General features: G+C 63.3%; 6 protein-coding genes. All 6 read left to right on the plus strand.

From position 1 onward, the window contains the following. Positions 1–68 precede the first annotated feature (68 nt). The 6 genes from FOY51_RS27220 to FOY51_RS14625 all read left to right on the plus strand — a co-directional run bounded on the left by FOY51_RS27220 (position 69) and on the right by FOY51_RS14625 (position 8,154). Complete coding sequence (locus FOY51_RS27220; protein ID WP_187776345.1) at positions 69–227, plus strand: hypothetical protein; 159 nt, start codon at positions 69–71, stop codon at positions 225–227. A gap of 37 nt (positions 228–264) precedes the next feature. Further along, positions 265–1,959 carry an NAD(P)/FAD-dependent oxidoreductase gene (locus FOY51_RS14605; protein WP_149430977.1) on the plus strand — a complete coding sequence of 565 codons (1,695 nt, stop codon included), beginning with the start codon at positions 265–267 and terminating at the stop codon, positions 1,957–1,959. Positions 1,960–1,969: 10 nt separating this feature from the next. Further along, a complete protein-coding gene (locus FOY51_RS14610) occupies positions 1,970–3,433 on the plus strand; it encodes an ATP-binding protein (RefSeq protein ID WP_149430978.1) in 1,464 nt (487 codons plus the stop codon). Beyond that, a complete protein-coding gene (locus tag FOY51_RS14615) occupies positions 3,408–3,758 on the plus strand; it encodes a UBP-type zinc finger domain-containing protein (RefSeq protein ID WP_149430979.1) in 351 nt (116 codons plus the stop codon). The genes FOY51_RS14610 and FOY51_RS14615 overlap by 26 nt, the downstream gene beginning before the upstream one ends. A 162-nt stretch (positions 3,759–3,920) precedes the next feature. Continuing rightward, entirely contained in the window at positions 3,921–7,115 is a 3,195-nt protein-coding gene (locus tag FOY51_RS14620; RefSeq protein WP_149431144.1) for an arabinosyltransferase domain-containing protein, read from the plus strand. A 157-nt stretch (positions 7,116–7,272) separates the two neighbouring features. Continuing rightward, the gene (locus tag FOY51_RS14625; protein ID WP_187776324.1) at positions 7,273–8,154 is read left to right on the plus strand and encodes a DMT family transporter; all 882 of its coding nucleotides are present in this window, start codon (positions 7,273–7,275) and stop codon (positions 8,152–8,154) included. Positions 8,155–8,163: the final 9 nt, after the last annotated feature.

Here is an 8,163-nt window from a genome sequence, read left to right on the forward strand (position 1 = left end):
ACGGTGTCAGTCTCGAACACAACGACAATCCCTGAAACCGTCTCAGCCAGTCACGGAGTTGATCGGTCGTGAAATTGCATTCGATATTGCGCCGCGATGCCGGCGCATCCCTTCCACTACTGGACTCCGCGCGTATGCACGGCAGCCCGAAATCGTGGCCGAGCGAGAAGCTGGAACGCTTGCTCACCCCGATGGAGATCGACCAGATTCTGCAACATCGAATCTGACCCCGCAGGTCTATCGGGGTAGCGGCATACTCGAAGAGTGACGGCACCACCCACGCAACGAGAATCGCCCGCATCCCACAAACCTGCAATCGTCAGCGTCGACGACGACCCGGGTGTTTCCCGCGCGGTCGTACGCGACCTGCGTCGCCGCTACGGCGAGAACTACCGAATCTTGCGCGCACAATCGGGCCAAGATGCCCTCGATGCATTGCGCGAAATGAAGCTCCGCGGCCAACCCGTCGCCGTGCTGCTCGCCGACTACCGGATGCCCGGCATGGACGGCATCGAATTCCTCGAGCAGGCGATGGATCTGCACCCCTTCGCGAAGCGGGTGCTGCTGACCGCCTACGCCGATACCAACGCCGCTATCGACGCGATCAATGTCGTCGATCTCGACCACTATCTACTCAAGCCGTGGGATCCACCGGAAGAGAAGCTGTACCCGGTGATAGATGCACTGCTGGAAGCCTGGATCACCGCGGATCACAAGCCGGTCACCGAGACCAAGATCGTCGGGCATCGCTGGTCGGCGCGATCATCACAGGTCAGGGAGTTTCTTGCCCGTAATCAGCTGCCCTACCGGTGGTACATGTCGGACGAGCCGGAGGGGCTGCGGCTGCTCGAGGCGGCCTGTGTCGACGCTGCGCGGCTGCCGGTCGTCATCACCTCCGCGGGCAAGGCGCTGATCGAGCCGACCGACGCCGAACTCGCCGATCACGTCGGTCTCACCACGACGCCCGCTCAGGATTTCTACGACCTGATCGTGATCGGCGGTGGGCCCGCGGGCTTGGGCGCGGCGGTCTACGGTGCGTCCGAAGGGCTGCGCACGGTGCTGGTCGAGCGGACCGCGACCGGCGGCCAAGCAGGCCAGAGCTCACGGATCGAGAACTACCTCGGCTTTCCCGACGGAGTGTCCGGTGCGCAGCTGGCGGATCGTGCACGTCGGCAGGCGGCGAAGTTCGGGGCCGAGGTGATCACCACCCGTGACGCCGTCGGCCTCGAAGCGAACGGTTCGGCGCGGACGGTCCGGTTCTCGGACGGTGCCACGTTGGACGCGCACACGGTGATCGTCGCGACGGGCGTGATGTATCGGCGCCATCCGGCGCCGGGGATCGACGACTTCACCGGTCGTGGCGTCTACTACGGCTCGGCGATGACCGAGGCGCCGAGGTGCATGAACGAGGACATCTTCATCGTCGGCGGAGCCAACTCGGCAGGCCAAGCCGCCGTCTACCTGTCCCGAACGGCGAAATCCGTGACGATCGTGGTGCGGGCGCCGTCGTTGGAGCAGTCGATGTCGCACTACCTCATTCAGCAGATCGAGCAGATCGACAACATCTCGATCCGCCCCTGCACCGAGGTGACCGGCGCAAGCGGCGACGACCACCTCGAGACCATCACCCTGCGCAACAATGCGACCGACACCTCCGAGGATGTTGCCGCACAGTGGCTGTTTCTGTTCATCGGTGCTGCGCCGGGTACCGATTGGCTCGACGGCGTTGTTGCACGTGACGAGCGTGGGTTCGTGCTCGCGGGTCCGGACTTGATGCCCGACGGCGTACGACCTGCCGGATGGGTTCTCGATCGCGCTCCGCATCACTTGGAGACCAGCGTGCCGGGAGTGTTCGTGGCAGGAGACGTGCGATCCGAGTCGCCCAAACGGGTGGCGTCGGCGGTGGGCGAGGGTGCGATGGCAGTGATGTTGGTGCATCGGTACTTGGCAAAACCATGAAGGAACAATGATGAGCTCTGCGTTGGTGTGTGACCCGGAAGAACTGCGGACGTTGTTCCTGTTCGAGAAGTTGAACGACGAGCAGTTGGAACGGTTGTGCAGGGAAGGGCACATCGAGGTGCTCGAGCCCGGCAAGGTGCACAGCGAGGGTGACCCGGCCGAGTGCTTCTACGTGCTGATCGACGGCGAGATAGCACTGACGAAACTCTCCGGCGGCGACGAGGTGGAGACCGCCCGCACCACGCACAAGGGTGCGTATGCGGGCGCGTGGGGTGCCTACCTCGGCGACAAGGTGGAGCAGAAGTACGGCGGATCGATGTACGTGATCAAGCCGTCGCGGTTCTACGTGCTCGACGGCGCGACGTTCGCCGAGATGATCAAAGAGTGGTTCCCGATGGCAGTACACCTGCTCGAAGGTGTGTTCTTCGGCAATAGAAAGTCCCGCCAGGCGATCGATCAGCGCGAGCGACTGCTGGCGCTGGGGTCACTGACCGCCGGTCTGACCCACGAGTTGAACAATCCTGCCGCAGCGGCGGTTCGGGCGACGTCGTCGTTGCGGGAGCGCGTCGCGGGCATGCGGCACAAGCTGGCCATGATCTCGCAGGGCAAGTTCGACGCCGCGGCCTTGGAGTCGCTGGTGCGGATCCAGGAGGAGGCCGCCGCGCAGGTGGCGAAGGCTCCGACGTTGACGCCGATGGAGGAATCGGATCGCGAAGATGCGATGGGTGAGTGGCTCGAGGAGCGAAACATCGCGGGCGCCTGGGAGATTGCGCCCACCTTCGTGCAAGCCGGCATGGACATCGATTGGCTGGAGCGGATCGAGGGAACCTTGCAGGACAGCTCGACCCAGGTGTTCGAGGGGGCGATCCGCTGGTTGAACTACACGGTCGAGTCCGAGCTGCTAATGAACGAGATCGCTGATTCCACCAATCGGATCACCTCGCTGGTCGGTGCCGCCAAACAGTATTCGCAGATGGATCGCGCGCCGTTCCAGGTGGTCGACGTCCACGAATTGCTCGACAGCACGCTGGTCATGCTCGGTCGCAAGATCGGCGACGCGATCAAGGTGGTGAAGGACTACGACCGCACCCTGCCGGAGCTCCCGTGCTTCGCCGCGGAGCTGAACCAGGTGTGGACCAACCTGATCGACAACGCGGTGGGTGCGATGCCGAACGGCGGCACATTGAGCGTGCGCACGTATCGGGAAAATGATTGTCTCGCAGTCGAGATCGGCGATACCGGAACCGGTGTGCCGGACGAGATCAAGAATCGCATCTTCGAACCGTTCTTCACGACCAAGCCGGTCGGCGAGGGGACCGGGCTCGGCCTGGACATCTCCTTCCGGATCGTCGCGAACAAGCATCGCGGCGACATCAGAGTGGAATCCGAACCCGGCAACACCAGGTTCATCGTGCGGATACCGTTGACCCAGCCTGACGAAGGAGACGATGGTGGCGAACCCGACGGGAATTGATCCCAACGTCGCGCCGAGCGGCGTCGGTTGCGTCGAATGCGGTGAGGTCGACGGCTGGTGGGTCCATCTACGACGCTGTGCGCAGTGCGGTCACATCGGCTGCTGCGACTCCTCGCCCGCCCAGCATGCCAGTGCGCATGCGGCCGCAACGGGGCATCCGCTGATTCGGAGCTTCGAGCCGGGCGAGTCGTGGTTCTACAGTTTCGAAACGCAAGAGATGTACGACGGTCCGGAGCTCGCACCGCCGCAACATCATCCGATCGAGCAATCGGCGCCGGGACCTGCCGACCGCGTGCCGCAGGATTGGCGTTCGCACATCCACTGACCTCGACTCATCGGAGTTGAAGGACGGCAGATGCCGACACAGTTCCAATCGGTCGGTTATCGATTACCGTGGCTGTTCGTGACTGTAAGCAATGGGGTGGTGCAGCGGTCGGGTAAATCGGGGGCACCAGACGAAAGACTGGAACGACGCACGCACGCACGAATGCGAGGGTGGGCCATCGCCAGCGCCCTGGTCGCGGTGTTGGCTGCGTTAGCGTTGCCCTTCCTGCCGGTGACTCAGCAGCAGTCAAGTGTGTCTTGGCCGCAGGGAAGCGATATGTCGTCGGTGGTGTCGCCGCTGGTCACGTACGCGCCGCAGCATATGACTGCGAACATTCCGTGTGCGTCCTTCGATCGGTTGGCCGATTCCGGCGGAGTGGTGTTTTCCACGATCCCGCGTCAGTCACCCGAGATGGAGCACTACGGGATGGTCGTGAAGGTCATCCCGGGTGCGCAAGGCCGCGTCGACGTGGTGTCACGCAATATTGTGCTGTGGTCTTCCCCGTTGTCGGCTGTGCGTGGTCAGTCGTGCGCGTTGAGCATCGACTCTGATCTGATCCGGACAAAGTCGACACTCACCTCCGCTCAGAATTTCCCACCGAGTGTGTTCGAGGGTGATGTGCGCCCGCAGGTGGTCGGGATCTTCACTGCAGTGCCCGGGTCAGCTCTGGACGGCCTGCACGTCGATGTCACCGTCGACTCGCGCTTCTCGTCGTCGCCGACGAGTTTGAAGCTGACGATCAGCATTGTCTGCGCGCTGGCGACCCTGTTGTCGCTGATCGCGTTACACCGTCTCGACGCCGGCGATGGTCGCCGATCCCGACGATTCTTCCCGCGACACTGGTGGCGACTGCGGCCCGTGGACGCCGTTGTGCTCGGCACGCTAGTGGTGTGGCATTTCATCGGTGCCAACACCTCCGACGATGGCTACCAACTCGGCATGGCGCGCGGTTCCATCGATTCCGGCTTCATGTCCAACTACTACCGATGGTTCGGCGTGCCCGAATCACCCTTCGGCACACCGTATTACGACGTGCTGGCCTGGTTGGCGAAGGTGTCGACCGACAGCGCCTGGATGAGGCTCCCAGCGTTGCTGGCAGGCGTGCTGGTGTGGTGGGTGATCAGCCGTGAGGTGATCCCACGATTCGGTGCAGCCGTGCGCAAGAATCGCGTCGCGGTCTGGACCGGCGCGTTGGTATTCCTGGCGTTCTGGCTGACTTACAACAACGGCCTGCGACCAGAACCACTCGAAGCTACGGGGGTTCTGCTCACCTGGTGCTCCGTCGAACGAGCTATTGCAACGAGGCGGCTGCTCCCCGCCGCGGTCGCCCTCGTTATAGGCGCATTGACGATGACGCTCGGACCATCCGGTTTGGTGTGTTTCGCCGCACTCATTGCTGGCGCTCGTCCGCTGGCGCAGATCCTCAGACGCCGCGCACGCACGACCGGGTATCTGGCGCTGCTGCTACCGATGCTCGCCGCTGGCCTCGTGATCCTGACGCTGGTCTTCGCCGATCAAACTTTGGCAACGGTCCTCGAGATGACGCACGTACACGCACAGATCAAACCGGGCGAGCCGTGGTTCCTCGAATACCTCCGCTATCAATACCTGCTCCAGCCGACGATCGACGGTTCGCTGACCCGACGATTCGGCATGTTCACCCTGTTCCTCGGTCTCATCGTCTGTGTAGTAACGATGCTGCGGCGCGGTGGCCGGATCCCCGGCATCGCCGTCGGCCCGTCGCGCCGAATCATTGGAATCACGCTCAGCGCATTCGTTTTGATGATGTTTACACCAACGAAGTGGACGCACCACTTCGGAATCTTCGCAGGCCTCGCCGGATCGGTTGCCGTCCTCACCGCGGTCGCAGTCGGGCCTCGCATCATGTCGCTCGCGCGCAACCGCGCACTGTTCGCAGCCGCTCTGTTCTTCCTCCTCGCCATGTGCTTCGTCGGGCCCAATGGGTACTGGTATGTGTCCGCGTGGGGTGTTCCGTGGTGGGACAAAGCGCCCGTGATCGCGGGTAAGGGCGTCTCTACCTTTGCGTTGGGTTTGACCGTTCTGGCGTTGGCTACCGCAGCTTGGTTCCACATACGACCGACGGATCCGAGCCGTCCGAGCACACCGGGGAGGCTCGGAAAGGTTCCCTTACTCGCGGTAATCGCTGGCGGAATCGTCCTGATCGAAGTGCTATCAATGACGAAAGCCGCTGTGTCGCAGAATCCGTCGTACTCGATCGCGAAGTCGAATATCACCGAGACGTTCGGGCATGGCTGCGGTCTTGCCGATGACGTTCTCATCGAAACCGATCCCAACGCCTCGGTGCTGAAGCCACTCACCGGAGATCAGGCCACCGCTCTCACCGGTACCGGGTCGACCGGCTTCACACCCAATGGTGTTGCGGCCGATCTGACATCGGACGAGACCGCATCCACCACCGGTACAGCCAATTCGGTCTCTACCGATTCTGGCAACAAGGACACATCGCAAAGCTCGGCCGGAACCGGTGGTGGCGCAGGAAGTCCGGGCATCAACGGTAGTACCGTCGCCTTACCGTTCGGGTTGAACCCGGCAACAACGCCAGTCCTCGGTACCTACAGCCCCGGCGACCAAGCGCCCGCGTCGCTCACGACCGGCTGGTACCGCCTCCCCGCCCCAGATGCGGCAGGCTCACGCGGTGACATCGTTTCCATCGCCGCGGCCGGGCGCATCAGGTCCGTCAACGCCGACGGCGTAGTCACCTACGGTCAAGACCTCCAGCTGGAATACGGTGCAACCGATTCCACCAGCGCCGTGACGCCGCTCGGCCGTGTGACACCGATCGATATCGGGCCTGCCCCGTCGTGGCGAAACTTGAGAGTCCCGCTCGACCAACTCCCGCGAAACGCAGACACAGTAAGAATCGTCGCAAAGGACACCGACATCGCACCGGATCAGTGGCTCGCATTCACACCACCACGGGTCCCGCAGACCCAGACGCTGAACGATGTCGTCGGCTCGCAGACCCCCACACTGCTTGACTGGGAAGTGGGACTGAACTTTCCGTGCCAGCGGTTGACACCGAACACAGTGGGCATCGCGCAACCCCCTGCCTATCGGATCCTTCCCGACCGCACTGGCGCGATCACTACCAACCTGTGGCAAGGCCACGACGGCGGCGGCCCACTTGGATGGACCGACCTACTGCTCGCCGCACGCACGATCCCGTCGTATCTCAACTACGACTGGGGCAAGGATTGGGGCGAGATCGAGCAATACTCGCCGCTCGATACGACCGCGAAGCCAGCAAAGACGACAACAACTGATATCGAGCGGTCCGGATGGTGGACCCCCGGCAGAATCAACACGAAGTACTGAAGACGAACAAACAACTTACGATGTGGACGGCGATCACAACGCAAACGCGAGCAGAGGAGCGAGAAGGGTCGGCGTGGTCGGTTCGGTTCGGTCGAGCCGTGCGCGAAGTTGGGTGTTGAGGCACTGAATTTCACGCACGGGGCGTTAGCCTTCCCTAGTGCCGTCGAACTGGATTGCCATCGCATCGGCGCTGGCTGCTGCGCTGTGCATCGCACTCGGCGCGGTACTGCGCCAGCGAGTCGCGGCGATCGTTCCCGATGACGAGATGGGCCGATTCGGCGTCATCGGGGTACTGATCCGTCGACCGGTGTGGTGGGCCGGAACACTCGTCGGTATCGGCGGATATGTGTTCCAGGCGAAGGCGCTCGGTAAGGGATCGCTGCTGCTGGTCCAGCCGCTGCTCGTGCTCTCGTTGCTGTTCGCGCTGCCACTCGGCGCGAAGTTCTCCGGTCGAACCATCCGTGCGAGCGAGTGGGTATGGGCGATCGTCCTGACGTCTGCGGTTGCGATCTTGGTGGTGGTGGGCGATCCCCGGCCCGGCCATCCGCACGCCGAAGCTCGGCACTGGGCGATCATCACGGGCATCGGACTGCCGTTGGTTGCGCTGTGCCTGATCGGAGCGAAGGCCTGGCCGGGTGCGCGCCGAGCGCTGCTGCTCGGCGTCGCGGCCGGCGCGCTGTTCGGCGTTGCCGCTGTGCTGACCAAAGGTGTGGTTGCCCATGGCGGCGACGGGATGGTGCCGCTGCTGACCTCGATGGAGACCTATGCCCTGATCGTGGTGGGGCTGGCGGCGACGCTGTTGCAGCAGAACGCGTACCAGGCGGGTGCATTGCAGGCGTCCCTTCCTGCGACCACGGTGGCGGAGCCGGTGGTTGCAACCGCATTGGGATTCCTGGTTCTCGGGGAATATCTGCACACCGACAAGGACCTCGCGATGCTTTTGGTCGGCGCACTCATCGCAATGGTCGCCGCGGCAGTCGCGTTGGCGCAAAGCACCGGCGAATCGGAAACAGACGTCGGGTTGGACCGTGTTCGTTGAACGCGTAGT

It is taken from the genome of Antrihabitans cavernicola, from assembly GCF_008297975.1.
Taxonomy (GTDB): Bacteria; Actinomycetota; Actinomycetes; order Mycobacteriales; family Mycobacteriaceae; genus Antrihabitans; species Antrihabitans cavernicola.